Genomic DNA, 24,042 nt, shown 5'->3' with positions numbered 1-24,042 from the left:
TTGTAACGTTCCTCCCCCGTTCTACCCCCCTCAAGCGACAATAAAGCCCCCGTAAAACAACCGTTTCACGAGGGCGCATTGTGTGGATAAAATCAGAGGTTTAGCGGAGGTGTCCCCAGCAAGGGGGAGAGGGCCTTACATCAACCCACCAACCCCCAGCAATACCGCCAGCCAGCGCGCCCGCCCAGCTATCCACCAAGCACCACCCAAGGCAATCAGGAACCAGCGCCAGCCAAGCAGGCTTTGCAACAGCACAGCCCCCGCCATCAGTACCAAATGCGTTTCCGTCAAAATTTCAAACCTTCCTAATTTCTAAGCTGGCCCGAAGGGCCTCTATCCCACCACATAGCCAAGTTGGGCTAGGTCTGCGGTTTTCATCCCTGCGGTGATTTGGCTAACGGTCGCGCTGACCCCATTGCGTGACAGGACCGAAATCGCGTCAAACTTCCCTATAGGGGTCAGGGTGTCCGTTCTGGCGCGTGGCCTGCGCTCTGGCACTTTATCCCCTTCACGCCGACTAGGCGTGTCCTCATCCCCTTCTGTTCTATCTGTTCTTTCTGTTGGGGCCGCATAACTTGCGGGGGTTTGTGACATAACTTGCGGGGGTTTAGTGCAAGACTTGCGGGGGTTTTGGTTTTTCGCTTGGTCTGTTTCCCCCGCATGTGTTGCGGGGGTTTCTTTGCGCAGCTGCCCGCTCCACGCTGGCAGGCAAAACCCGTAAACAGTTGTGCGACCTCTCCCGCCCGAGAGGTAGGCTAAGGGCAAAATCATTTGGCGGTCTCGCAGGGCCTTCAAGTGCTTATCTAACGTCCTCTCAGACTGGATACCGGTCTTTTCCATTATATGCGCCCGACCGGGCCGAGATTGCCCGCTGTCGCCGTTGCAGCAGTCTAGCAGCGCGCCAAGGACGTTTAGCTCATATCCCTTTACGCCTTGAGAAACCGCATAGGCTTTCATCTCGCGCTGATACATTGGGCCGAAGGCTTTTTTATTGCTTGTCATTGCCCGCCCCCTGCCCCTCGCATTCAATCAGGCCTTGGGCGCGCATGGCGTCAATCTGGCCCTGAATGCCAGCCAAGGAGCGATTCAAAGCTTTCGCAATGAAACGGCGCGAATGGCCTTTGGACAGGAGGACGAGAATAGCAATTCTCTCATTTTCGGTGATTTTTTTGCCGCGCATAGTTGAGCCTTTAAGTCCGGCAAACCTTACCTTGAAATAAGAACGCTTAACCTATAGCTTACACACAAGCCGAGAGGGTTGCCCTCTGAGCCTTGTATCGGTTGTGGTAAATTGCTGCAAAGGTAGGGCAACGCCTCTCGGTCATTTTCACCTTTATTATCAGCAACTTAATATCCCCAGACCATACTACTGATTATGAGTTTTATGTTGTGTAGCGAGGCACATTCTATACTGGGTTGCGAAATTTCCCCTATCTTGCTGGAAAGCAAGGAGAATGAAAGATGGCGCATAGAGAGCTAAACCTGCGTGAACGGCGTGCGATTGAGGATATGTTGAATGCCGCGATCCCTGTGCGAGAGATCGCGGCGGAGATCGGCAGGCATGTCTCGACGATCTACCGAGACATCAAACGCAACGGCCACATCATTCGCGCAGGCCCCGCGGCCTGGTGTTCCCGCCAGATCGGTCCATCCATGAACGGCCTGACTACGTTGATACCCGCGAGACGTTTGGCGAATGGGAGGGTGATCTGATGATCTTTGAGCGCGCTCAGGGCAAGATGAATGTCGCCTCACTGGTCGAGCGAAAAACCCGCTTTGCCGTTCTGTTCCGCAACAACGACCGCAGCACAACGCACCTGATGAATCGGTTGATGGGCGTGATGGAACCCCTGCCCCAGCCAGCCCGTAAATCGATCACCTTTGATCGCGGGATTGAGTTTAGGAACTGGCGCAGGCTCAAACCTGGGATCGGAACGGAGGCGTGGTTCTGTGATCCGCAAGCACCGTGGCAAAAGGGATCCATCGAGAACCTGAACAAGCGCGCACGCCGATATCTGCCCCGAGACACCCAGCTCGCGGCGCTCTCAAATCGCAATATGAAGGCGATTTGCGACCGCCTGAACGGAACGCCCAGAAAGTGTCTCGGTTGGAGAACCCCGACCGAGGCGTTCAGAGAAGAGATGTTGAAACTGAGATAGCGGAAACCGTCGCAACGACCCTTGAGCCATCAAACACTACTACTCAGCAGCGACCACCTGCACAGAAATGCCTAGTCTTGCAACGTCTCGCGCAACTTCTGATACGCGCAGTTTTGCGACAAGAACACTTCTCCGGTCAGGTCCTGCAGAAAGTGACTGCGCTGCAACCGGTCCATCACCGGCCCCTTGACCTCTGACAGGTGCAAGCTCACCCCCATATCCGCCAGCTGATGGTTGATCGCCTCTAGCGACTCCAGCGCGCTGAGATCGATTTCATTCACCGCTGAACACATCAGGACCAGATGTTTGACCGCGCCATCACCGCGATGAACCCGATCCAGGATCAGGTCTTCCATCCGCCGCGCATTGGCAAAGTACAGGCTTTCATCAATCCGGAGCGTGACGATTTTAGGATCCGTGACAACGCTGTGACGTTCAATATTGCGAAAATGTTCACTGCCCGGCACCTGTCCGACCTCGGCCACATGTGGCCGGGATGTTTTCCACAAAAACAGGCAGATCGAGGTGATCACCCCGGCACCGACGCCAATTTCCACCCCAGCCAGTAGCGTCAGCAGTATGGTGGCAAAGACAGCTGCAAAATCGGCGCGCGAATAGCGCCAGGCGGTGTTCAGGATCGACAAATCCACCAGCGACAGAACTGCCACGATAATTGTTGCAGAAAGCGTGGCCTTTGGCAGAAAATACATAAATGGCGTCAGGTAGATAGCGGCAAAAGTCAATCCAACTGCTGTCAAGGCACCCGCCGCCGGCGTGCGCGCCCCGGCATCAAAGTTTACCACCGAGCGGGCAAATCCCCCGGTCACCGCATAGCCCCCCGACAGGCCCGAGGCAATATTCGCAGCCCCCAGCGCGTTGAGTTCTTGATTTGGGTCGATCCGCTGGCGACGCTTGGCCGCCAGGGTCTGCGCCACCGACACGCTTTCAACATAGCCAATAATGGTGATCAAAATAGCTGGTGTAATCAGCGCCTTAACCAGTTCGGCATCCATGGCTGGCACGCCAATGGGCGGCAAGCCGGTTGGCACCTGACCGACAACTGCAACGCCCTGATCCGCAAGGCCCAGCCCCCAGGACAGCAAGATTGTGCCCACCACAGCAAAGACCGGCCCAATACGCACGATGGTGCCCGAAAGCTGCTGTGACAGGCCAAACTGGTTCTGCAGCAGCGCCGGAACCCCGCGCCGCAACCAGAACAAAAACCCCAGAACCGCCAATCCCAACACGGCGGTAACGGGATTGATCTGCCCAATCCCCTGCCCCAATGACAGCAGGATTTCCGGCAGGTTGTGACCGCTGGCAGGAATACCAAGAATATGCTTGGCCTGACTGATCGCAATCAGAATACCAGAGGCGCTGATAAAGCCTGCGATCACCGGATGCGACAGCAGGTTGGCGATAAAGCCAAGCTTCAGCCCGCCCATCAGCAATAGCAATGCCCCCGACATCAAGGCCAGCACCGCCGAGGCTGCCACATAGTCCGCGACCTGCGTCAGGCCAAGCGGCGCCAGCGCCGAGGCCGACATCAGGGACACCACCGCAACCGGCCCCACCGCCAGTACCCGCGATGTCCCCCAAAGCGCATAGGCCACCAGCGGCAATATCGAAGCATATAACCCAACCTCGGCGGGCAACCCCGCAAGCAAGGCATAGGCCAGCGATTGCGGGATCAGCATGATGGTCACGATCACCGCCGCTGTCAGATCGCCGCCAAGATCCTGTCGACTGTATGTCCGCCCCCAGCTCAGAACCGGAAAGATCTTTTCCATCAGGGGTTTTGACGGTTGGGTTTTCATTGTCGCGATCTTTCTTGATTTCCGTGGAACAGATCTGGGAGCGATACTACATTTACACATTCATTTATCTATATGTATTATTCCTGCTGTAAACCCCTTGCCTGCGTCTTGTGGAAAATAGGTCTTTTCTTTCGGATCTGGCCCGGTTAAGATATTGTAAATGCGCATAAATGCGCAGGCTGACGTCCAAATTTGACAGTTTCCTTTGCGTGTTTACACGCGCATTTTCGCAAAATGGTCCGTGCAGAAATGCAGCCCGCTATCGCGAGCGCTTGGATTACCCTTGCCCCCATTGCAAGAATGCAAGCCGAACCACGTTCTGTGATGAAAAATTGCGCCTTGCGTAATCTCATAGCTACCACCGAAAAATCCGTTCCGCGCTAGTCCTGCTGCAATGGCCCTCTCTGCGGGTTAACCTTTCCCATGCGGGCATCGGCGCAGACAGGTACGGCCAGCCCCTGCATGCATCGCAAAAACGCTGCTGCCGTGCCGCAGTTCTTGCCCCGCGACGTTTATAGTTTTGGATCCGATTCTTGGTGGGATTGCTTCACCCGCAACCTGCTGCGCTTTGTAAGACTGCGTGTATCGGCGCGAAGAAACGTCAAATTGCAATAACGCAAAATGGTCTTGCATAAACGCATGTAAAGCTGTTGAAATGGCGAGGGAAGGCATCCCTCCCTCGCCAAAATCTTATACTGCAAAAGGCACTGCGATGTCGGTCTCAGGCCAATATTTTGCCTAGAAAAACGCCTGCAGACCGGTCTGTGCCCGCCCCAGGATCAACGCATGTACGTCGTGGGTGCCCTCATAGGTGTTAACGGTTTCAAGGTTCACCATGTGACGAATGACGTTGAATTCCAGGCTAATTCCGTTGCCGCCATGCATGTCACGGGCATGGCGGGCAATCTCCAGCGCCTTGCCGCAGTTGTTGCGCTTGACGATTGAAATCATCTCTGGGGCTGCGTTCGCCTCATCCATCAGGCGACCAACCCGCAACGAGGCCTGCAACCCAAGGGTGATTTCCGTCTGCATATTGGCAAGTTTCAGCTGGAAAAGCTGAGTGTTGGCCAGCGGGCGGTCAAACTGCTTCCGGTCCAGCCCATATTGCCGCGCCGCGTGCCAGCAGGCCTCGGCGGCGCCCATGGCCCCCCAGCTGATGCCATAACGGGCCCGGTTCAAACAGCCAAACGGCCCTTTCAACCCCTGCACATGTGGCAATAGGGCCTCATCGCCGACTTCAACGCCATCCATGACGATTTCACCGGTGATCGAGGCGCGCAGGCTGGCCTTGTTCTGAATTTTTGGCGCCGAAAGACCCTTCATGCCTTTTTCCAGCACAAAGCCGCGGATCTTGCCGCCATGTTCTTCGGATTTGGCCCAGACAACAAAGACATCGGCAATCGGCGCGTTGGAAATCCACATCTTGGAGCCGGTCAGCTTATAGCCGGTTGCGGTCTTTTCCGCCCGTGTTTTCATGCCAGCCGGATCAGACCCGGCATCAGGTTCTGTCAGACCAAAACAGCCAATCCATTCGCCCGAGGCCAGCTTTGGTAGGTATTTCTGCCGCTGCTCTTCGCTGCCGTAGGCATAGATCGGATACATCACAAGTGAGCTTTGGACGGACATCATTGAACGATATCCGCTGTCTACCCGCTCTACCTCGCGTGCGACCAGCCCATAGGACACATAGCCGCCGCCCAAGCCGCCGTATTCTTCGGGGATGGTGGTGCCAAGCAGGCCCATATCACCCATTTCACGAAAGATTGCCGGATCGGTCTCTTCGTTTTCATAGGCAGCTGTCACCCGTGGCTGCAGCTTTTCCTGTGCATAGGCCCGCGCCGAGGCCATTATCATGCGTTCATCTTCGCTCAGCTGATCATCCATCCGCAGCGGATCTTCCCAGGTGAAACGCCCCAGATCGGGGGCATCCTTGGCGCGCAGCTGTGGTTTATCGGTCATGAGGTGGCCCTTTGCAAAATCTGTGAGTATTGCGCAAACATTAACAGGCGGGAGCGCTGAAAAACAGCGAGACTTTGGCAATCAAACATGACAAAAGCGCATACATGCAATTGCCCAGACGATTCCTGCCCTCTATCGCCGCCCTGCGCGCACTGGAAGCCCTGGACAGGCTTGGCAGCGCCTCGGCAGCGGCTGAAGAACTCTGCCTGACACAAGGGGCAGTAAGTCGGCAATTACAATCACTTGAGGCCCAGTTGGGTGTCACTTTGGTGCAGCGGGATCGCAAGAAACTGCAGTTGACCGCCGAGGCTGCGACCTACGCACAAGAGGTGCGCCAGGCGCTGCATCAGATCACCCAATCAACCCTGCGGGTGCAGATGGCACCGATGGCCGGCAGCTTGAACCTGGCGATTTTGCCGGCCTTCGGTATGCGGTGGTTGATGCCACGCCTGCCAGAATTTGCCCGCCGACATCCCGATGTCACCATCAATATGACCACCCGGCTAGAGAGCTTTAGCTTTGCTAGTGAACCATTTGACGCAGCTATACATTTTGGCGATGCCAAATGGCCCGGAACGTCGTCTCTCTTGCTAAAGCATGAACATCTGATCCCGGTCTGCAGCCCTGAACTGGTCGAGATCGGCCGCTACCTTCCGGCGAAACAGATCATCGAAATGCCGCTGCTGCATATTCAGACCCGGCCCAATGCCTGGCGCGATTGGTGCGAAATGCAGGGGGTATCGACCCTGCCCGAGGATCTGGGTGGGACGATCTATGATCAATTCTCAACGATCACTCAGGCGGCGCTGCATGGGCTAGGGGTGGCCCTGATGCCCGATTACCTGGTCGAACAGGAAATCGCGACCGGGCGTTTGACCGCGCTACAACCGCAGCCAAGCGAGGCAAATGGTGCCTATTACCTGGTTTGGCCACAAAGCAAATCGCGCGACCCCGCCTTGCAGAGCTTTCGCACCTGGCTTGAGGGGCAAGCCCAGCCCGAAGACCCCCTGCCCCGATAGTGAAAAACTAACAAAAACGGGCCCTTAGAAAGAGCCCGTTCCATAGACCTACCGCTGGGATACGCCCTGCGGTCTAGCCCAGAGCATAGCCGGCACCGCGTACTGTGCGCACCGGATCACTACCGCCATGCTGGGTCAGCGCTTTGCGCAGGCGGCCGATATGCACGTCAACCGTGCGGGTATCAACGTAGATGTCGCGGCCCCAGACACGATCCAGCAACTGTTCGCGGCTCCAGACCCGGCCCGGCTTTTCCATAAAGGTGGAAAGCAGGCGAAACTCGGTTGGCCCCAGCTTTAGCGCGTTTTCAGACCGGCTGACCTTGTGCGTTTCGGCATCCAGCACGATGTCGTCGAATTCCAGGCGCATCCCCACGGTTGACGGGCGGACCCGGCGCAGCTGTGTACGCACCCGTGCCATCAGTTCGATGACAGAATAGGGTTTTACCACATAATCATCGGCGCCGGTTTCCAACCCGCGTACCTTGTCGACCTCTTCTGATCGGGCCGACAGCATGATGATAGGAATATTGCGGGTCTCGGGGCGGGTTTTCAGCCGTCTGCAGACCTCAATCCCGCTGAGATTTGGCATCATCCAATCCAGCACGATGATGTCGGGCATGTCTTCTTCGACGAGCAGTAGCCCCTCTTCGCCGTTTTCGGCACGGCTGACGCGAAAGCCATCGGCCTCCAGATTATAGGCAAGCACCTCGCGCTGCGCCAGTTCATCTTCGATGATCAGAACGGTAGGCTGATCGGCAGTCATCTCTTAAAACTCCTGCGGCGCGGTAGAGGTGGTATCCGCCTTGGGCCGATCCTCCTCGGGGCGGTTGCCGGTAACCAGATAGATCAGCTCTTCCGCGATAGAGGTCACATGATCGCCCATGCGTTCGATATTTTTGGCAATGAAATGCAGGTGCATACAAGAGGTGATATTGCGCGGATCTTCCATCATATGGGTCAGGAATTCCCGAAACAGCGCATTATACATCTGGTCGACCTCGCGGTCACGGGTGATCACATCAGCCGCGAGTTCGATATCGCGCTGGATATAGGCATCGAGCGCGTCTTTCAGCATCAGCTCAACCTCGCGCGCCATTCGCCGCAGCGCTGCGGCATTGTCCGAAATATCCTGCCCCTGGATCAAAACACCAGTCCGTTTGGAGATGTTTTTCGCATAATCGCCAATACGTTCCAGGTTGCCGGCGATTTTCATCACCGACAGAACCACCCGCAGATCCACTGCCGCCGGGGCGCGGATGGCGATCACACGGGCGGCATTTTCATTGATCAGCTCTTCCAGCCCATCAATCGCCTTGTCGCTGTTGCGTACCTGCTGCGCCAACTCCTCGTCGCGGGTTTCCAGCGCGCGGGCGCAGTCAACGATGGCGACCTCGACAAGGCCGCCCATCTTCATGATCTGTGCCTGAATGGCTTCGAGGTCCCGATCAAAGGCGGAGGCAATATGTTGTTCTACCATGATAATTTCCTTTGTGGGCGCTAGCCGATACGGCCAGTGATATAGCTTTCGGTACGCGGATCTTCCGGGTTGGTAAAGATCTGGCCAGTGGGGCCAAACTCGACCAGATTCCCCAGATGGAAAAACGCGGTCTTCTGGCTGACCCGTGCAGCCTGCTGCATCGAATGGGTCACGATAACAACAGAGTAATTGGCCCGCAGCTCGTCGATCAGCTCTTCTACCTGGGCCGTCGCAATGGGATCGAGGGCAGAGCATGGCTCATCCATCAGCAGCACTTCGGGTTCGGTAGCGATGGCGCGGGCAATGCACAGTCGCTGTTGCTGGCCCCCAGAAAGTCCGGTACCCGGTGCATCCAGCCGATCTTTCACCTCTTCCCAGATGGCCGCACGGCGCAGGGATTTTTCAACGATTTCATCCATTTCGGCCTTATTACGCGACAGCCCATGGATCCGCGGTCCATAAGAGACATTATCGTAGATCGATTTCGGGAACGGGTTAGGTTTTTGAAACACCATCCCAACCTTCGCGCGCAATTGCACTGGATCGACACGTTTGTCGTAGATGTCCTCGCCATCCAGCAGAATGTCGCCGCGCACGCGGCAAACATCGATTGTATCGTTCATCCGGTTGATACACCGCAGGAAAGTCGACTTACCGCACCCCGATGGCCCGATAAAGGCCGTGACAGTATTGGCGTCAATTTCGACATTCACATCTTTGATCGCATGGCTGTCGCCATAATAGACATTGACGTCCCGCGCGGTGATCTTGGTGGTCGTTGTGTCCAAGTTTTTATCCAACATATTCATGGTGTTCATAGCCTCACCTCCGGTTACCAGCGGCGTTCAAAGCGGCGACGCAACACAACGGCCACCGTGTTCATGGTTACAAGAAAGAGCAATAGGATAATGATGCCGCCCCAGGCACGTTCATAAAAGGCGGGATCCGCCCGTTTAGCCCATTCATAGATCTGGGCCGGCATGGCGGAATTTGGCGATAGCAGCCCTTCACCCAGGGTTTCCGGCGCGTTGGAGGCGATAAAGCCAACCATACCGATCAGCAGCAGCGGCGCGGTTTCCCCCAACGCCTGGGCCAGGCCAATGATGGTACCGGTCAGGATGCCCGGTGCGGCCAGCGGCAGCACATGGTGAAACACTGACTGCATCTTCGAGGCACCAACCCCCAGCGCTGCGTCGCGGATCGACGGAGGCACCGCCTTCAGGGCCGCGCGGGTCGAAATGATGATGGTTGGCAGCGTCATCAGCGTCAGCACCAGCCCCCCCACCAGCGGAGCCGACATCGGCAGGTGCATATAGTTAATAAAGACTGCCAGACCAAGGATCCCGTAGACGATTGAGGGCACCGCCGCCAGATTGGCGATATTGACCTCAATAATGTCGGTAATCCAATTCTTTGGCGCGAACTCTTCAAGATAGATCGAGGCGGCGACGCCAATCGGCAGCGCCAGGGCCAATACGACCAGCATCATAAAGAACGATCCCAGCATAGAGACCCCCATGCCAGCGGCTTCGGGGCGCTGGTCAGAGGCATCGCCCCCCAGAATGAAGTCCAGATTGAAGGATTTTTCAATCACCCCGGCCGCTACCAGAGCATCCACTACATCAAGCTGCGCTACTGAAATATTCTTATCGTTTTCAATGCTGTCGCGGCTAACACGCCCCTTCAGATAGCCATCAACCCGGCTCTGCGCCAAAAAGCGGAACTCAACCGTTTCGCCGATCTGTTGCGGGTTGGCCAAGACATAGGCACGCAGCTGCGCCACCGCGCTTTTCGACAAGAGCCCGGCCAGCTGTTTCGACTTGAGCGAGGTAGAAACGCCGTGTTCTTCGATGGCCGCGCTCATTGCGCCCTTCACCAGTGGCGCATAGCCAAAGGTGCTGACCCGTTTGATATCTTCGATATTGCGCGCGCCGGTTTTGTCCAGCTTGCTTTCCAGTAGCGCGACGTCCAGTGTCACGAAAGTCTGTTGAAAGGCACCGGTGCCGCGCCCAAAGATTGTTACCACCAGAACCAGCAGCATCAGCAGTCCCACCGAGATGGCGGCGATGCCGTAGGCCTTGAAACGCCGCTCGTTCGCGTTACGCTTTTTGGTGCGATCCGAAAGGGTTAGCAGCGATGTTTGAACCGAGGCTGGCGGTGTTGAAGAGGGGCTAAAATCGGTCATTAGTCATACTGCTCCCGATATTTGCGCACAATATAGAGCGCCAGAACATTGAGGCCCAGGGTAAGGACAAAGAGAGAAAGCCCGAGGGCAAAGGCCACCAGCGTTTCCGGGCTGGCGAAATCGGTATCGCCAGTCAACTGGCTGACCACGCGGGTGGTGATTGTTGTCATGGAGTCAAACGGATTAGCCGAAAACTTGGCAATCGCCCCGGCCCCCATCACCACGATCATCGTTTCGCCAATGGCGCGTGACGCCGCCAGCAGGATGGCCCCCACAATGCCCGGCAGGGCAGCCGGCAGAACCACCTGGCGTATGGTTTCCGATTTGGTTGCCCCCAGCCCCAAAGAGCCATCCCGCAGCGTTTGTGGCACCGCGTTGATGATATCGTCCGACAGCGAAGAGACAAAGGGGATCAACATGATGCCCATCACCAAACCGGCGGTCAGCACCGAGGTGGCGCCGCTCATCCAGGTAAGCCCCAGCAGCCCCTCTTCGCCTTGGCCAAAGAGTTTGAGCAGCAGAGGTCCAACCGTCAGCAGGGCAAACAGACCATAAACAATTGTCGGGATCCCTGCGAGAATTTCCAGCAGGGGTTTGGCAAAGGACCGCACCGCAGACCCCGCATATTCCGACAGGTAGATCGCCGCGAACAACCCCACAGGCACCGCCACCAAAAGAGCAATCGCCGAGATATACAGCGTGCCCCAAAGCAGTGGCAGCATCGACAATTCGCTATCACCGCGGAAATTCGGTGCCCAGGTCTTGCCAAAGAAAAAGTCGCGCCAGGTGTGCAGGCCAAAGAAATTGATGGTTTCAAACAGCATCGAAAAGACGATGCCCACCGTTGTCAGGATCGCAAGAGAGGCCGCCAGTACCAGCAGGGCCAGAATGCCGCGCTCAACCACGTTTCGCGCGCGAAACGTCTTGTTGGTATTGCGCAGCGACAGGGCCAGTCCGCCAAGCGCCAGCATCAGGCAGACCAGCGTCATGGCCCGCTTGCCGGTGCTGGACAACTGACGATACTGCTGCGCAGCAGCCAGCACTTCGGGGCGCACATCCGAGCCAAGCGCGACACCGACCGTGCCTAGGGCTGCACGGACATCAGTGGCTTCAGTATTCAAAGCAAATGATTGTTTTTCTTCAAAAATACCCTGTACCACGGCCTCATCCAGGCCATCAGAAAGTCGGCGCACATCGCCCATAACAAGGCCGATGCTAGTATTTTCAGCGATCACCTCAGATGGCAGACTGGCGGAAACGCGGGTCTCAATCACCATGGGCTGGACCAGCAGCCAGATCGCCAGGGTCATGAGCGCCGGAATGGCAATGCTCATGGCGACATTGGCGCCATAGTAGACGGGCAATGAGTGCAAATCGCGCGGGTTGCCATTGGCAGAGGCCAGGGCACGACGGCGCCCCCCAAAAAAGCCGCAGGCGGTAAGCGCGAGCAGAATAACGATAAGCCAGAATGTTGGCATCAAAAACTCCGGGGTGACAGCAGCAGGTTTTGGCGGTTGGTCTGGTTTAAACAGGCTCTGGGACGGAAAGAGCCGCCCCAGAGTATAACAAGATGTGCGGCGATCAGGAATTGCCGCCCATGGTGGCTTCGTCAGCAACCGCTTCCTGAGTCTGGCTCAGCTCTGGGTCAGCAACCAGGCCATATTCGGACAGCGGACCATCGGGGCCGGCCACCTCGTCTGCGACGAAGAATTCAGCATATTCCTTCAGGCCTGGGATCACGCCGATGTGGGCCTTCTTGACGTAGAAGAACAAGGGGCGCGAGACGGGGTATTCGCCGGTTGCGATGCTCTCGGTCGTGGGAACGACGCCGGACATTGTGGCAACCTGCAGCTTGTCAGTGTTGTTTTCATAGAAAGCCAGACCAAAGACACCAATGCCATTGGCGTTGCTCTCGATGCGGGCCAGGGTTTCAGTGTAGTCGCCATCGATGTCGACAGACACGCCATCTGTGCGCAGCGAGATACAGGCCTTCTCGGCGGCTTTTTTCTGTGCCTTGGCGCTGTCACCTGTTGCACCGGCCAGGATGTGTTCAAAAGCGCCGGTGGCTTCACAGCCGGCCAGGATTACTTTGTCTTCAAACACTTCGCGGGTGCCGTGCTTGGTGCCGGGGATGAAGGCCTGGATCGGTTGCGCCGGGAAGGCAGGGTTCACGTCAGCCCAGGTCTTGTTTGGGTTGGCAACCATCTTGCCGTCCACCATGATTTCGTCGGACAGGGCCAGAAACCAATCAGTAGGGGTGAATTCAAAGGCGTTGCCGTTGATGTCGCTGGCAAAAACGATGCCGTCATAGCCGATGCGCACTTCGATGATATCGGTGACACCAGCTTCGGCGCAGGCCTTGATCTCTTTTTCCTTGATGCGACGCGATGCGTTGGCAATGTCGATGGTGTTTTCGCCAACACCTTCGCAGAAGCGTTTGAGCCCTGCGGAAGAGCCACCCGATTCCACAACAGGTGTCGGGAAGTCAAAGTTTTCGCCAAAGGCTTCGGCAACGATAGAGGCATAGGGCAGAACGGTCGAAGAGCCGGCAACCTGGACCTGGTCACGCGCAGTGGCTGCGGTGGCCGTAGCGGCAGCGATGGTCAGGGCGGAAGCGGTCAGTTTCACAAAGGACATGCGTGTCTCCATGAGAGAGATTAAGATGTGTGACCATCTTCGTGATGATCATGCGCCCCTCCTAAAAGGTCGGCATGTGGCTTTTGTGACACCCGTGTAACAGGCATATGACAAGATCGAAAATAGGCCGGAAATTGTCACAAAAGCCGCCATCACGTTAATCTTTTATCGCCTTCGCCAGAAGATGGCCGCGATTTCACCTCCCGCCGCTGGGCGTCGCGCGCCCAAATGAGCCACCATATTGTGACAGTGGCTGTTTTGACCGTGGCTATTCCGACAGTGGCAAGGTCACGGAAAAGCAGCTACCGGTCCCCGGCTCGCTTTCCACCCGAAGCCGCCCCCGGTGGCGATTGACGATATGTTTGACGATGGCAAGGCCAAGGCCCGTTCCGCCCAGCTCGCGCGAGCGGTGATTGTCAGCCCGGTAAAACCGTTCAGTCAGGCGCGGCAGATGAATGGGGTCGATCCCGGCGCCATTGTCCATCACCCGCACCCGCACTGCAGCACAGCGCAGCGAGGGATCGCGCTCTAGCAATTCCAGAGTAACCTCGACCCGATCACCGCCGTATTTGATGGCATTCTCAATCAGGTTGATAAAGACCTGCAACAACTGGTCCGCATCTCCCGTGACCATTACCGGGTCACTGGGCGGGGCAAAAAGCAGGCGGGTCTCGCCGGCATCAGCCAGCGGCTGCACCGTTTTCAGGGTTGATGTCAGATGCCCCACAAGATCCAGCTGTTCTTTGGGGCGAATGCGCTCTTTGCTTTCGACCCGGTTCAACGACAACAGATCCCCCACCAACCGGTTCATCCGGCTGGCCTCTCCTTCCATGATCGACAGAAACCTATCCCGGGCGCCGGGATCGTCGCGGGCGGCCCCGCGCAGGGTTTCGATAAAGCCCATCAGCGCGGTCAGCGGCGTGCGCAGTTCATGGCTGACATTGGCGACAAAGTCGCGCCGCATCTGGCCGGCCTGCTCGCGTTCGCTCACATCGGTAAAGGTGATCAGCACTGCCCCGCCCTCGACCGCGCCGATGCCACCGACATAGCGCAGGGTCACATCAAAACTGGTGTCCTGCGCGCCGTCGTTTGACAGATGCTTGGCGCAGCGGCTGGCGCGATCCTCCAGGCATCTTTCGATGGCCCCGGTAACGCTGGGCTGGCGCAGGATGGTGGCAAAATGACGCCCTAGGATCTGTTGCCCCAACAAATCAAGGGCCAGCTGGTTGGCCGCGATAAAACGCTCCGTCTGATCCACCAACACAGAAGGCAGCGGGAATGCGTCCAGAAAACCTGCGATCACCTCTTGTTTCATTGCGCTCTCCAATTGGGTGGGCATGGGCTATCAGGCAAATGTAACGAAGAGGTGGCGGCCCACTCGCCCGGTGGGGGACAAAGGACAACATCCGCTAACACCGCCCAGCCCTCTCCTGCCCACCCAAATTTTCGATCCGGGCTTAAATCGCGCGCAGCTCGTTGCGAAAACGGCGCATGTTGTCCTGGTAATGCAGCGCACTCTGCGTCAATGTCTGGGCCTGCGCTTCAGACAGCTCACGCACCACCTTGCCAGGTGCCCCCATCACGAGGGAGTTGTCAGGAATGACCTTGTTTTCAGTGATCAAGGCCCCGGCCCCGATCAGGCAGTTTTTGCCAATCTTGGCACCATTCAAAATGGTGGCCCCCATGCCGATCAGACTGTTTTCACCGATGGTACAGCCGTGCAGCATGACCTTGTGACCAATGGTGCAGTTCTTGCCCACAGTCAGCGGAAAACCGGCATCGACGTGCATCACCACGTTTTCCTGCACATTGGCCCCTCCGCAGATGCGAATTTCTTCGTGGTCGGCGCGAATGGTGGCGCCAAACCAGACAGAAGCCGCGGCTTCCAGCACCACCTGGCCAATCAGATTGGCATCCGGTGCCACCCAGGTATCCGCATGCAGCTGCGGCTGATGCATACCCAAAGCATAAAGTGTCATGACATCTCCTCAAATTCTGTTTGCAGCGTCCGCACGTGATCCACCAGCAGTGGCTGTTGAATGCGGCGCAGTCGGGTGGCTGAAATGATGGTCTTCAGCGCCTCTTCGGTAGCATCTAGGTCATCGTTGACCAGCACATGATCATAGCTGCCCCAATGGCTGATCTCGTCCCAGCTCTTTTCCATCCGTCGCTTGATGGTGTCCAGATCATCCTGTCCACGGCTTTCCAACCGGCGGCGCAATTCGGTGATCGAAGGCGGCAGCAGAAAGATCGACAGCGTATGCTGGCCAAGTTCAGAATTGCGGATCTGCTGCGCCCCCTGCCAGTCGATGTCGAACAGCACATCCTGGCCATCGTCGATCGCCGCGCGCACCGGACCCTTGGGCGAGCCGTAGAAATTGCCAAAGACATGCGCATGCTCCAGCATTTCGCCCTCGGTGACAGCGGATTTGAAATCATCCACCGAAACGAAGTGATAGTCCTGCCCGTCCACCTCTCCCGCGCGCGGGTCGCGGGTGGTTGCAGAGACGGAAAAGCGAATGCTGTCATCCCAGCTGCGCAGCCGCTTGGCGAGAGTGGATTTGCCCGCGCCGGATGGCGAGGACAGGATGATCAATAGGCCACGGCGGTTTGCCATCTCGTCTGTTCCTTCGGAGTTATTCAATATTTTGCACCTGCTCGCGCATCTGGTCGATCACTGCTTTCAACTCTAGACCAACCGAGGTCAAGTCACTGTTCAGCGCTTTTGAACACAGGGTATTGGCCTCACGATTGAATTCCTGCATCAGGAAATCAAGCTTGCGCCCCACCGCACCGCCTGTGGTCAACAGGGCCTCGGTGGCCAGAATATGCGCGCCAAGCCGGTCGATTTCTTCGGTGATATCGGATTTCACCGCAAGCATCGCCAGTTCCAGCGCCACCCGGTTGGCATCTACCCCCTCGGCATTCTCCAGCACCTTGGCCAGATTGGTCTTGAGATTTTGGGCCACCAGTGGCCTGCGCGCCGCTGCCAGCTCGGCGGCCAAGTCCGTCAGGCGTCGCAGTTCTGCCAGCTGATCCTGCAAAACCTGCGCCAAGGCTGCCCCTTCTGCTTCACGCATTTGAACGAATTGCGCCAAAATGCTTTCGAATTCATTACGCATCGCGGCGACCAGCGGCGCGGGGTCATCTTCGCGCAGGTTGGTTTCCAGCACGCCGCGAATAGACAGCAGATCCGCACCAGAGGTCACCGACAGATCCACCCCTGCCGCCTGCGCGGTTTCCTCGGCTTCGGCCAGGGCGGCAAGGACGGATTGCAACAGCGGCTTGTTCAGCACCAGGCTGGTGGCCCCCGCTTCTGAGCGGTTGATCCGCAGGCCCAGCGTCACGTTGCCCCGCGCCAGTTCTGCGCTACAGCGCTTGCGCAAATGCGCCTCTAGCCCGATCAGCCAGTCAGGCACCCGCAGACGCAGGTCCAAGCCTTTCGCGTTGACCGAACGGATTTCCCAACTCCAACTATGGGTGTCAAGCGCGCCCTGCCCCGAGGCAAACCCCGTCATGCTGCGAATAGTCATCTATATGGCCCTTTCTGGCGTGTCTTCTGGCAAAAAGCATCAGTTCCAACAGTGCGTCTGGGGTAGCGTTTGACGCATAAGGATAGGCCTGTCACCGAAAGGCGTTAACCATTGCTTTAAATTTTAGTCCAAATTTGAATAATATTGTGGCATGTTAACTGCAAGGTAACCATCCTGACGCTACAAATAAGGCAGTCGAGAGACTCGTGCAGCGTGTTTGATGGCGGATGGACCGAACAACGTAAGGAAAGCACATGTTTTTTGGCGGTAGCAAAAATTCAGAGCAGGATAAGGGGCACGACAAGGTGGTTCCTATGAAAAATTTCCGTAACAGCGTTTCGGTCTCTCCGATGCGGCAGGCCGAGGCCTACTGGACAGCACTGCAGCGTGGCGATGACATTCCAAACCGGTCGCAGATTGATCCGCGCGGGCTGGAAAACATTCTGTCGCAGACCTTTATTCTTGAACGGGTTGCACCGGGCGTTGCCCGTTTTCGTCTGGCTGGACAAAAGGTCAACGAGATGGCCGGCATGGAGGTGCGTGGCATGCCGATCACCGCCTTTTTCACCCCGGATGCACGTAAACAGATGAGCGCCGCTCTGGAGCATATGTTCGAAGCCCCCGCGATCGTCGAAATCGAGATGCAGACCGAAGGATCGCGCCTGCGCGGCCGTCGCGAAGCCCGCATGTTGCTTCTGCCACTGCGTAGTGATCTGGGCGATGTCAGTCGGGCGCTTGGGGTCTTTGTTTCCGAGGGTAATCCATCCAAGACTTCGCAGCGTTTCAGCATCTCTTCGATCGAGATGCGCGCCGTCGCCAAAAAGTCGAGTGATGCTGAGTTCAAATCCAAACCCCGCGATGCCGCAGATGCAAACAGCGCCAATCCCGATTTTGCAGAGCTGCAGTCGCGAATGCAGCCAGAGACCTCTATCTTGCAGGAAGCCCGTGATCTGGCCGACCGCAAACCCCTGAAGCCGGTGCGCGACACCGCCCGTGCTGATGCAAAAAGTAAATCCAAAGCGCCGCATCTACGCCTGGTTTCCAGCCGAAATGAGCCGGCCGTTTAGTAAAATTTTAGTCTATTTCTAGTCTATTTGGTCGTAGTCTAGTTACCAGCGCCCCGCGGAAGAATTCCCGGGGCGTTTCCCATTTTCCGGGGACCGATCCTTTGCTCGTGCCCGCCACAAATAGGCCCGCCCCAATTGGGACGGGCCTATTTTTATCTCGTTGCCACAGCCAGGCTGGGGATACGCTCTTGCGGCCAGGCCTAGCTGGCCTCGGCTTTGCGAGCCTGCTGGCTGCGCAGCTCTGACAGTTCTTTGGCAACCAAAAAGGCCAGTTCCAGAGATTGGCTGGCGTTTAGGCGCGGATCACAGGCGGTATGATATCGATCGCTCAGATTCTCGTCGGTCACAGCCCGCACGCCGCCGGTGCATTCCGTGACATCCTGCCCGGTCATTTCAAAGTGAACGCCCCCCGGAATGGTGCCTTCGGAACTGTGGACAGCGAAGAAATCCTGAACTTCGCGCAGCACGCTTTCAAAGGGCCGGGTTTTATACCCGGTAGAGGATTTGATGGTATTGCCATGCATCGGATCACAGACCCAGGTGACATTGGCCCCTTCTTCCTGCACTGCTTTGACCAGACGCGGCAGGTGCTCTGCCACCTTACCGGCGCCAAAGCGGGCGATCAGCGTCAGGCGACCTTCCTCATTTTCCGGGTTCAGCTTGGCCATCAACACCTTGAGATCCTCGGCCGTGGTGGTCGGGCCGCATTTCAGGCCAATGGGATTCAACACGCCACGACAGAATTCCACATGGGCGCCATCAGGCTGGCGGGTGCGATCACCGATCCACAGCATGTGGCCAGACCCAGCGAGCCATTTGCCAGAGGTCGAATCCAGACGGGTCAGCGCCTCTTCGTATTCCAGCAGCAGGCCTTCGTGGCTGGTGTAGAATTCAACCGACTGCAACGCATGCGAGGCATCGTTGTTGACCCCGGCGGCGCGCATGAAATCGAGCGTATCAGTGATCCGGTTGGCCATTTCACGATAGCTTTGCGCTTTCTCCCCCTCGGTAAAGCCCAGGGTCCAGGCGTGCACCTGATTAACATCCGCGTAGCCGCCGGTCGAAAAGGCGCGCAGCAGGTTCAGGGTTGCGGCGGCCTGGGTATAGGCCTGCAGCATCCGCTTGGGGTCTGGAATACGCGAGCCTTCGGTGAAGGCAAGATCATTGATGATGTCGCCGCGGTAGCTGGGCAGTTCGACCCCATCCAAAGTTTCAGTTGGCGCACTGCGCGGCTTGGCAAATTGCCCCGCCATACGGCCCACTTTCACCACTGGCACCTTGGCACCATAGGTCAGAACCATGGCCATCTGCAGCATCACCTTAAAGGTGTCGCGGATGGCGTCCGCGCTGAACTGCTCAAAGCTCTCGGCGCAGTCGCCGCCCTGCAACAAAAACGCCTCGCCACGCCCGGCAGCCGCCAGGTGTTGTTTCAAACGGCGCGCTTCGCCGGCAAAGACCAGGGGCGGATAGTTGGAAAGCTGCGCCTCTACGGCCCCGAGGGCCGCGGCATCGGTATAGTCGGGCATCTGCACGCGTGCTTTGTTGCGCCAGGCCGCTTTTTGCCACTCACTCATAGCTTTTCTCCGCATAAGACGTCATATTGATAGGACGGAAGCCACCTATACAAAAACCAACCCACTCTGACCAGTTTAGATTTGCGCCTCTTGACCCCGACGCAAAGCTGTGAGCACGGTTTTCTGGTCTCACGCGGGGCCGACTTTCTATAGTCTCTCCCGGTGCATTCACTTTTTGCCAAGGATGTGCCCAATGCAAGCCAACAAAAAAAAGACAGAGATCCCCAAGGCTATAGCCCCTAAACGTCACTACGTATTTGTTTTACTTGATAGATTTTCAATGCTCTCTTTTGCGTCGGCATTGGAATGTCTACGCATTGCCAACCGTATGGTCGGCTATGACGCCTATAGCTGGACCCTGATGAGTGAAGGTGGCGGAGACGTGACCTGCTCTGCCGGAACGACCTTCACGTCAGAGGGAGATTTGGACGAGTTGCAGCGCGACGACACGATTATGGTCTGTGGCGGCGTGAATGTTCAGGCAGCGACCTCCAAGAAGCTGCTGGCCTGGCTGCGCCGCGAGGCCCGCAAAGGGGTCAGGGTTGGCGGATTGTGCACCGCGTCCTATGTGATGGCCAAGGCCGGTCTGTTGGATGGCAAGCGGGCGACGATTCACTGGGAAAACATCGACAGCTTTGCCGAAGAGTTTGAGGAAGTCACCCTGACGAAATCTGTTTTTGTCATTGATAACAATAGAATGTCTACTGCTGGGGGCACATCCTCTATTGATTTGATGTTGAAGATCCTTGCCAATGACCTAAGTGAAGAACTGGCCAATGCGGTGGCGGATCAGCTGATCTATTCCTCGATCCGCACCGATCAGGATACCCAGCGCCTGTCGATCCCAACGCGTATCGGGGTGCGCCATCCGAAACTCTCGCTGGTGATCCAAAAGATGGAAGCCAATATTGAAGACCCCATCAGCCCTTCGGTCCTGGCACAGGATGTAGGCATGTCGACACGGCAACTTGAACGTCTGTTTCGCCGCTACCTGAACCGCAGCCCCAAACGCTATTATATGGAACTGCGGCTGCAGAAGGCGCGCAATCTTCTGATGCAAACGGATATGAGCGTGATCAATGTGGCCCTGGCCTGCGGCTTTGCTTCGCCCTCGCATTTTTCCAAGTGTTACCGTTCACATTATGAAACCACCCCCTACCGCGAACGCGGCAGCAAATCAGGCAAGCCTTGATTCTGTTGCCTTGCACGGCCCTGACTGGGCGTAGATGCCGTTAGATAGAGCGTGATATTGCTGTGAATTTGGGCCGCTGTATCAGCAGGCCCAAATTTTTTGTCCACTTTTTTCCGCCCCATCATCGGGCGCTGAAACGGGCCGATCTGGCCACGCCTGCATAGAAAATCACCGCCGCCGCGTCGCCGGGCCTGCAAAAACACTCTAAGCTTCAAGTAGTTGATCCGATCACATGGCGCACAAACTACACCGGGAATGTCCACCGCTTTTCACAGCCTGCGCCCCAGGATGCGCCCGCCGCGCTGCCACGCCAAGGGCCGAAGCGAGATTGAGTTCTTTCCCTCTTGGCATGAAGCCTGTAAAGCATCCGCCGCATCAGGCCTACCATCGTGGTTGGCCCAGGAAGACGCACAGGTGGCCCTGGGGAGGGGCACCCTGGTTAAGGGGACTTTTCTTTTCAAATCGCCTTGCCTAGGGTTTGGTATGAACACATGTGTTCCAATAAACGGGAGATTTCAGATGAAAAAACTATTGATGGCTACGACGGCCCTCGCGCTGACTGCTGGCACCGCTTTCGCGGGGAGCCACGGCAAGGAAGTCAAGCTCGGCGTTTTGCTTGGCTTTACTGGCCCCATTGAATCGCTGGCCCCAGCCATGGCCGCAGGCGCTGAACTGGCGATGGAAGAAGTGACCAAATCCGGCAAGCTGCTGGACAGTGCCACCGTCACCTCCGTGCGCGCCGACACCGGCTGCATCGATAATGGCCTGGCCGTGGCAAATGGCGAAAAGCTGATCGCCGAAGGCGTCATGGGTATTGTTGGCGGTGACTGCTCTGGGGTGACCGGCGCGATCCTGCAAAACGTCGCCATTCCAAACGGCATGGTCATGGTCTCTCCCTCTGCGACCTCGCCCGGCCTGTCCGCTATGGAAGACAATGGCCTGTTTTTCCGCACCTCTCCGTCTGATTCCCGTGAAGGCCAGATCATGGCTGACATCCTGCAAGAGCGCGATGTGAAGTCCATTGCTTTGACCTATACCAACAACGACTTTGGTAAGGGCCTGGCAGATGCAATCCAGACCTCGTTTGAAAAAATCGGTGGCGAAGTGACCATCGTTGCAGCCCATGAAGACGGCAAAGGCGACTATTCTGCTGAAGTTGCTTCGCTGGCCTCGGCTGGCGGCGATATTCTGGTTGTCGCCGGGTATCTGGACCAGGGTGGACTTGGCATCATTCAGTCTTCGCTGGATTCCGGTGCCTTTGACACCTTTGGCCTGCCTGGCGGCATGATCGGCGATAGCCTGCCCAAGAACGTCGGCCCCGATCTGGACGGCTCTTTTGGTCAGATTGCTGGCTCTGACAGCGAAGGCGCCGGCATCTTTGCCGAGATGTCAAAAGCTGCTGGCTTTGATGGCACCTCCGCCTATGCCTCTGAATCCTATGATGCGGCGGCGCTGATCCTGCTGGCGATGCAGGCGGCAAATTCCACCGATCCGGCTGCATATGGCGCCAAGATCATGGATGTTGCCAATGCACCGGGTGAAGAGATCAACCCAGGTGATCTGGGCAAGGCACTGGAACTGATTGCTGCTGGCAAAGACGTTAATTTCCAGGGTGCCACCGGCGTTGAGCTGATCGGCCCCGGTGAGAGCGCTGGTTCTTACCGCGAAATCCTTGTCAAGGACGGCCAGAACACCACTGTGAAGTTCCGCTAAGCTTAGCTGGCAGATCAACACGCAACGAACAGCCCGGGTTTTGCCCGGGCTGTTCCAAATTCAGTACCCGCAAACAAACTGCGGCAGGGGATAAATGATATGATCGTCGTCGAGGATTTGCACAAGCACTTCGGCGGATTCCATGCGGTTGACGGCGCTTCGCTCGAAATCGCCAAGGGCTCCATCACCGGTTTAATCGGGCCAAACGGCGCGGGAAAGACCACTCTTTTCAATGTAATCGCTGGGGTTCTTGAACCCACCTCCGGGCGCGTCACCATGGATGGCGAGGATATCACCGGCCTGCCGCCGCATGAGCTATTTCACAAGGGGCTGCTGCGCACCTTTCAGATCGCGCATGAGTTTTCCTCTATGACTTGCCGCGAAAATCTGATGATGGTGCCCGGCGCACAATCGGGTGAAAGCCTCTGGAACACCTGGTTTGGCCGCAAACGCATCGCCGAAGAGGAACGCGCCCTTCGCGCCAAGGCTGATGAGGTGCTCGAGTTTCTGACCATCAGCCATATCGCCGACCTGCGAGCTGGTGAGGTTTCTGGCGGTCAGAAGAAACTGCTGGAACTGGGCCGCACCATGATGGTGGACGCCAAGATCGTGTTTCTGGATGAGGTGGGCGCCGGGGTGAACCGAACGCTGCTTTATACCATTGCCGATGCCATCAAGCGGCTCAACGAAGAGCGCGGCTATACCTTTGTGGTGATCGAGCATGACATGGAGTTCATTGACCGGCTTTGTGATCCGGTGATCTGCATGGCCGCGGGACACAAGCTGGCCGAAGGGTCGCTGGCTGAGATCAAGGCAAATGAGCAAGTTATCGAGGCCTATCTGGGCACAGGCCTGAAAAACAAAGACAAACTGGAGAAGACCTGATGGGCGAGACGCTGGACCTGGGGAGGCGGCGCACCAGAGGGGGCGCTGCCCCCGCCGCTGTGCGGCCCCCCCGAGGTATTTTAGGTAAGATGAAGGCAGGAGGCGCGCATGTCTGAACCCTTTTTGATTGGTGATGGCATGACAGGTGGATACGGCAAAGGGCCAGATATCCTGCATGACTGCACCATCGCTGTGAACCCCGGCGAGATCGCGGTGATTGTGGGCCCCAATGGGGCTGGAAAATCCACTGCGATGAAAGCGGTTTTTGGCATGCTGTCACTCAACGCCGGGGCTGTGCGGCTGGGCGGTGAGGATATTACCCGCCTGAGCCCGCAAGACCGGGTTGTGAAGGGTATGGGGTTTGTGCCGCAGACCAGCAATATCTTCACCTCGATGACGGTAGAAGAGAACCTAGAGATGGGGGCCTTCATCCGCACCGATGATATCACCGAGACAATGGAGCAGGTTTACAACCTGTTCCCGATCCTGCGCGACAAGCGCAGCCAGCCTGCCGGTGAGCTATCCGGTGGCCAGCGACAGCAGGTTGCCGTAGGGCGGGCGCTGATGACCAAGCCCAAAGTTCTGATGCTGGATGAACCCACGGCAGGCGTGTCGCCCATCGTGATGGATGAGCTGTTTGACCGCATCATCGAGGTGGCCCGCACTGGTCTGCCGATCCTGATGGTAGAACAGAACGCCAAGCAAGCGCTTGAGATCGCAGACAAAGGCTATGTTCTGGTACAGGGCCGCAATGCCTTTTCCGGCACCGGGCAAGAGCTTTTGGCTGATCCCGAAGTCCGCAAATCTTTTTTGGGGGGCTGAGCC

General features: G+C 57.1%; 21 protein-coding genes and 1 pseudogene. 7 read left to right on the top strand and 15 right to left on the bottom strand.

The window, feature by feature from the left end:
- Nucleotides 1-135 precede the first annotated feature (135 nt).
- Nucleotides 136-291 (bottom strand): hypothetical protein, encoded by a 156-nt coding sequence (locus tag LRK71_RS08495; RefSeq protein WP_232402595.1) that lies wholly within the window; start codon nt 289-291, stop codon nt 136-138.
- A 697-nt stretch (nt 292-988) separates the two neighbouring features.
- Nucleotides 989-1,180: a helix-turn-helix domain-containing protein gene (locus tag LRK71_RS08490; protein WP_232402593.1), complete on the bottom strand. Its 192-nt coding sequence runs from the start codon at nt 1,178-1,180 to the stop codon at nt 989-991.
- Nucleotides 1,181-1,461: 281 nt separating this feature from the next.
- Here LRK71_RS08490 and LRK71_RS08485 point away from each other — a divergent pair.
- Nucleotides 1,462-2,159, top strand: a pseudogene (locus LRK71_RS08485) (IS30 family transposase).
- Between the two features lie 71 nt (nt 2,160-2,230).
- On the opposite strand, the gene LRK71_RS08480 reads toward LRK71_RS08485, so the two are convergent.
- Nucleotides 2,231-3,976, bottom strand: a complete 1,746-nt coding sequence (locus LRK71_RS08480; protein WP_232402591.1) for a SulP family inorganic anion transporter — start codon at nt 3,974-3,976, stop codon at nt 2,231-2,233.
- A 738-nt stretch (nt 3,977-4,714) separates the two neighbouring features.
- Nucleotides 4,715-5,935, bottom strand: a complete 1,221-nt coding sequence (locus tag LRK71_RS08475; RefSeq protein WP_232402589.1) for an acyl-CoA dehydrogenase — start codon at nt 5,933-5,935, stop codon at nt 4,715-4,717.
- Between the two features lie 104 nt (nt 5,936-6,039).
- Here LRK71_RS08475 and LRK71_RS08470 point away from each other — a divergent pair, with 104 nt between their 5' ends.
- Nucleotides 6,040-6,954 carry a LysR family transcriptional regulator gene (locus LRK71_RS08470; RefSeq protein WP_232402587.1) on the top strand — a complete coding sequence of 305 codons (915 nt, stop codon included), beginning with the start codon at nt 6,040-6,042 and terminating at the stop codon, nt 6,952-6,954.
- 73 nt (nt 6,955-7,027) lie between these two features.
- On the opposite strand, the gene phoB is transcribed toward LRK71_RS08470, so the two are convergent.
- The 10 genes from phoB to LRK71_RS08420 form a co-directional block, all read right to left on the bottom strand.
- Nucleotides 7,028-7,717, bottom strand: coding sequence for a phosphate regulon transcriptional regulator PhoB (gene phoB / locus LRK71_RS08465; protein ID WP_232402585.1), 690 nt, complete (start codon nt 7,715-7,717; stop codon nt 7,028-7,030).
- A 3-nt stretch (nt 7,718-7,720) separates the two neighbouring features.
- Nucleotides 7,721-8,431, bottom strand: coding sequence for a phosphate signaling complex protein PhoU (phoU, locus tag LRK71_RS08460; RefSeq protein ID WP_232402583.1), 711 nt, complete (start codon nt 8,429-8,431; stop codon nt 7,721-7,723).
- Between the two features lie 20 nt (nt 8,432-8,451).
- Nucleotides 8,452-9,249 carry a phosphate ABC transporter ATP-binding protein PstB gene (pstB, locus tag LRK71_RS08455; RefSeq protein WP_232402580.1) on the bottom strand — a complete coding sequence of 266 codons (798 nt, stop codon included), beginning with the start codon at nt 9,247-9,249 and terminating at the stop codon, nt 8,452-8,454.
- A gap of 14 nt (nt 9,250-9,263) precedes the next feature.
- On the bottom strand, nt 9,264-10,616 hold the full coding sequence (gene pstA / locus LRK71_RS08450) for a phosphate ABC transporter permease PstA (protein WP_232402578.1): 1,353 nt from the start codon (nt 10,614-10,616) through the stop codon (nt 9,264-9,266).
- Complete coding sequence (gene pstC / locus LRK71_RS08445) at nt 10,616-12,094, bottom strand: phosphate ABC transporter permease subunit PstC (RefSeq protein ID WP_232402577.1); 1,479 nt, start codon at nt 12,092-12,094, stop codon at nt 10,616-10,618. The genes pstA and pstC overlap by 1 nt, the downstream gene beginning before the upstream one ends.
- A gap of 103 nt (nt 12,095-12,197) precedes the next feature.
- The gene (locus tag LRK71_RS08440) at nt 12,198-13,253 is read right to left on the bottom strand and encodes a substrate-binding domain-containing protein (RefSeq protein ID WP_232402576.1); all 1,056 of its coding nucleotides are present in this window, start codon (nt 13,251-13,253) and stop codon (nt 12,198-12,200) included.
- A gap of 268 nt (nt 13,254-13,521) precedes the next feature.
- A complete protein-coding gene (locus tag LRK71_RS08435; RefSeq protein WP_232402575.1) occupies nt 13,522-14,568 on the bottom strand; it encodes an ATP-binding protein in 1,047 nt (348 codons plus the stop codon).
- A 142-nt stretch (nt 14,569-14,710) separates the two neighbouring features.
- Nucleotides 14,711-15,232: a gamma carbonic anhydrase family protein gene (locus LRK71_RS08430; protein ID WP_232402574.1), complete on the bottom strand. Its 522-nt coding sequence runs from the start codon at nt 15,230-15,232 to the stop codon at nt 14,711-14,713.
- Nucleotides 15,229-15,870 (bottom strand): guanylate kinase, encoded by a 642-nt coding sequence (gene gmk / locus LRK71_RS08425; protein ID WP_232402573.1) that lies wholly within the window; start codon nt 15,868-15,870, stop codon nt 15,229-15,231. The genes LRK71_RS08430 and gmk overlap by 4 nt, the downstream gene beginning before the upstream one ends.
- 19 nt (nt 15,871-15,889) lie before the next feature.
- Nucleotides 15,890-16,786, bottom strand: coding sequence for a YicC/YloC family endoribonuclease (locus LRK71_RS08420; protein ID WP_232402572.1), 897 nt, complete (start codon nt 16,784-16,786; stop codon nt 15,890-15,892).
- A 254-nt stretch (nt 16,787-17,040) separates the two neighbouring features.
- On the opposite strand from LRK71_RS08420, the gene LRK71_RS08415 reads away from it, so the two are divergent.
- Complete coding sequence (locus tag LRK71_RS08415) at nt 17,041-17,853, top strand: PAS domain-containing protein (protein ID WP_232402570.1); 813 nt, start codon at nt 17,041-17,043, stop codon at nt 17,851-17,853.
- Nucleotides 17,854-18,053: 200 nt separating this feature from the next.
- Here the strand turns inward: LRK71_RS08415 and LRK71_RS08410 are convergent, their stop codons facing one another.
- Nucleotides 18,054-19,427, bottom strand: a complete 1,374-nt coding sequence (locus tag LRK71_RS08410; RefSeq protein WP_232402568.1) for a class II 3-deoxy-7-phosphoheptulonate synthase — start codon at nt 19,425-19,427, stop codon at nt 18,054-18,056.
- Between the two features lie 193 nt (nt 19,428-19,620).
- Between LRK71_RS08410 and LRK71_RS08405 the strand changes: the two genes are divergently transcribed.
- The 4 genes from LRK71_RS08405 to LRK71_RS08390 all read left to right on the top strand — a co-directional run bounded on the left by LRK71_RS08405 (nt 19,621) and on the right by LRK71_RS08390 (nt 24,039).
- On the top strand, nt 19,621-20,619 hold the full coding sequence (locus LRK71_RS08405; protein ID WP_232402566.1) for a GlxA family transcriptional regulator: 999 nt from the start codon (nt 19,621-19,623) through the stop codon (nt 20,617-20,619).
- A gap of 519 nt (nt 20,620-21,138) precedes the next feature.
- Nucleotides 21,139-22,332: an ABC transporter substrate-binding protein gene (locus LRK71_RS08400; RefSeq protein WP_232402565.1), complete on the top strand. Its 1,194-nt coding sequence runs from the start codon at nt 21,139-21,141 to the stop codon at nt 22,330-22,332.
- A 99-nt stretch (nt 22,333-22,431) separates the two neighbouring features.
- A complete protein-coding gene (locus tag LRK71_RS08395; protein ID WP_232402562.1) occupies nt 22,432-23,217 on the top strand; it encodes an ABC transporter ATP-binding protein in 786 nt (261 codons plus the stop codon).
- A 108-nt stretch (nt 23,218-23,325) separates the two neighbouring features.
- Entirely contained in the window at nt 23,326-24,039 is a 714-nt protein-coding gene (locus tag LRK71_RS08390) for an ABC transporter ATP-binding protein (RefSeq protein ID WP_232402560.1), read from the top strand.
- Nucleotides 24,040-24,042 lie beyond the last annotated feature (3 nt).

This window comes from Pseudophaeobacter flagellatus, from assembly GCF_021228235.1.
Taxonomy (GTDB): Bacteria; Pseudomonadota; Alphaproteobacteria; order Rhodobacterales; family Rhodobacteraceae; genus Pseudophaeobacter; species Pseudophaeobacter flagellatus.
Note: the sequence above shows the minus strand (reverse complement) of the source record. Positions and strands in the feature narration are given on the sequence as shown.

Coding starts and splice junctions, on each gene's coding strand:
- LRK71_RS08480 (WP_232402591.1), bottom strand. CDS start 3,976: ATGAAAACCCAACCGTCAAAACCCCTGATGGAAAAGATCTTTCCGGTT.
- LRK71_RS08390 (WP_232402560.1), top strand. CDS start 23,326: ATGTCTGAACCCTTTTTGATTGGTGATGGCATGACAGGTGGATACGGC.
- LRK71_RS08490 (WP_232402593.1), bottom strand. CDS start 1,180: ATGCGCGGCAAAAAAATCACCGAAAATGAGAGAATTGCTATTCTCGTC.
- phoB (WP_232402585.1), bottom strand. CDS start 7,717: ATGACTGCCGATCAGCCTACCGTTCTGATCATCGAAGATGAACTGGCG.
- LRK71_RS08405 (WP_232402566.1), top strand. CDS start 19,621: ATGCAAGCCAACAAAAAAAAGACAGAGATCCCCAAGGCTATAGCCCCT.
- LRK71_RS08475 (WP_232402589.1), bottom strand. CDS start 5,935: ATGACCGATAAACCACAGCTGCGCGCCAAGGATGCCCCCGATCTGGGG.
- LRK71_RS08470 (WP_232402587.1), top strand. CDS start 6,040: ATGCAATTGCCCAGACGATTCCTGCCCTCTATCGCCGCCCTGCGCGCA.
- gmk (WP_232402573.1), bottom strand. CDS start 15,870: ATGGCAAACCGCCGTGGCCTATTGATCATCCTGTCCTCGCCATCCGGC.
- LRK71_RS08420 (WP_232402572.1), bottom strand. CDS start 16,786: ATGACTATTCGCAGCATGACGGGGTTTGCCTCGGGGCAGGGCGCGCTT.
- LRK71_RS08400 (WP_232402565.1), top strand. CDS start 21,139: ATGAAAAAACTATTGATGGCTACGACGGCCCTCGCGCTGACTGCTGGC.
- LRK71_RS08440 (WP_232402576.1), bottom strand. CDS start 13,253: ATGTCCTTTGTGAAACTGACCGCTTCCGCCCTGACCATCGCTGCCGCT.
- pstA (WP_232402578.1), bottom strand. CDS start 10,616: ATGACCGATTTTAGCCCCTCTTCAACACCGCCAGCCTCGGTTCAAACA.
- LRK71_RS08395 (WP_232402562.1), top strand. CDS start 22,432: ATGATCGTCGTCGAGGATTTGCACAAGCACTTCGGCGGATTCCATGCG.
- LRK71_RS08410 (WP_232402568.1), bottom strand. CDS start 19,427: ATGAGTGAGTGGCAAAAAGCGGCCTGGCGCAACAAAGCACGCGTGCAG.
- LRK71_RS08435 (WP_232402575.1), bottom strand. CDS start 14,568: ATGAAACAAGAGGTGATCGCAGGTTTTCTGGACGCATTCCCGCTGCCT.
- LRK71_RS08415 (WP_232402570.1), top strand. CDS start 17,041: ATGTTTTTTGGCGGTAGCAAAAATTCAGAGCAGGATAAGGGGCACGAC.
- pstB (WP_232402580.1), bottom strand. CDS start 9,249: ATGAACACCATGAATATGTTGGATAAAAACTTGGACACAACGACCACC.
- LRK71_RS08430 (WP_232402574.1), bottom strand. CDS start 15,232: ATGACACTTTATGCTTTGGGTATGCATCAGCCGCAGCTGCATGCGGAT.
- phoU (WP_232402583.1), bottom strand. CDS start 8,431: ATGGTAGAACAACATATTGCCTCCGCCTTTGATCGGGACCTCGAAGCC.
- pstC (WP_232402577.1), bottom strand. CDS start 12,094: ATGCCAACATTCTGGCTTATCGTTATTCTGCTCGCGCTTACCGCCTGC.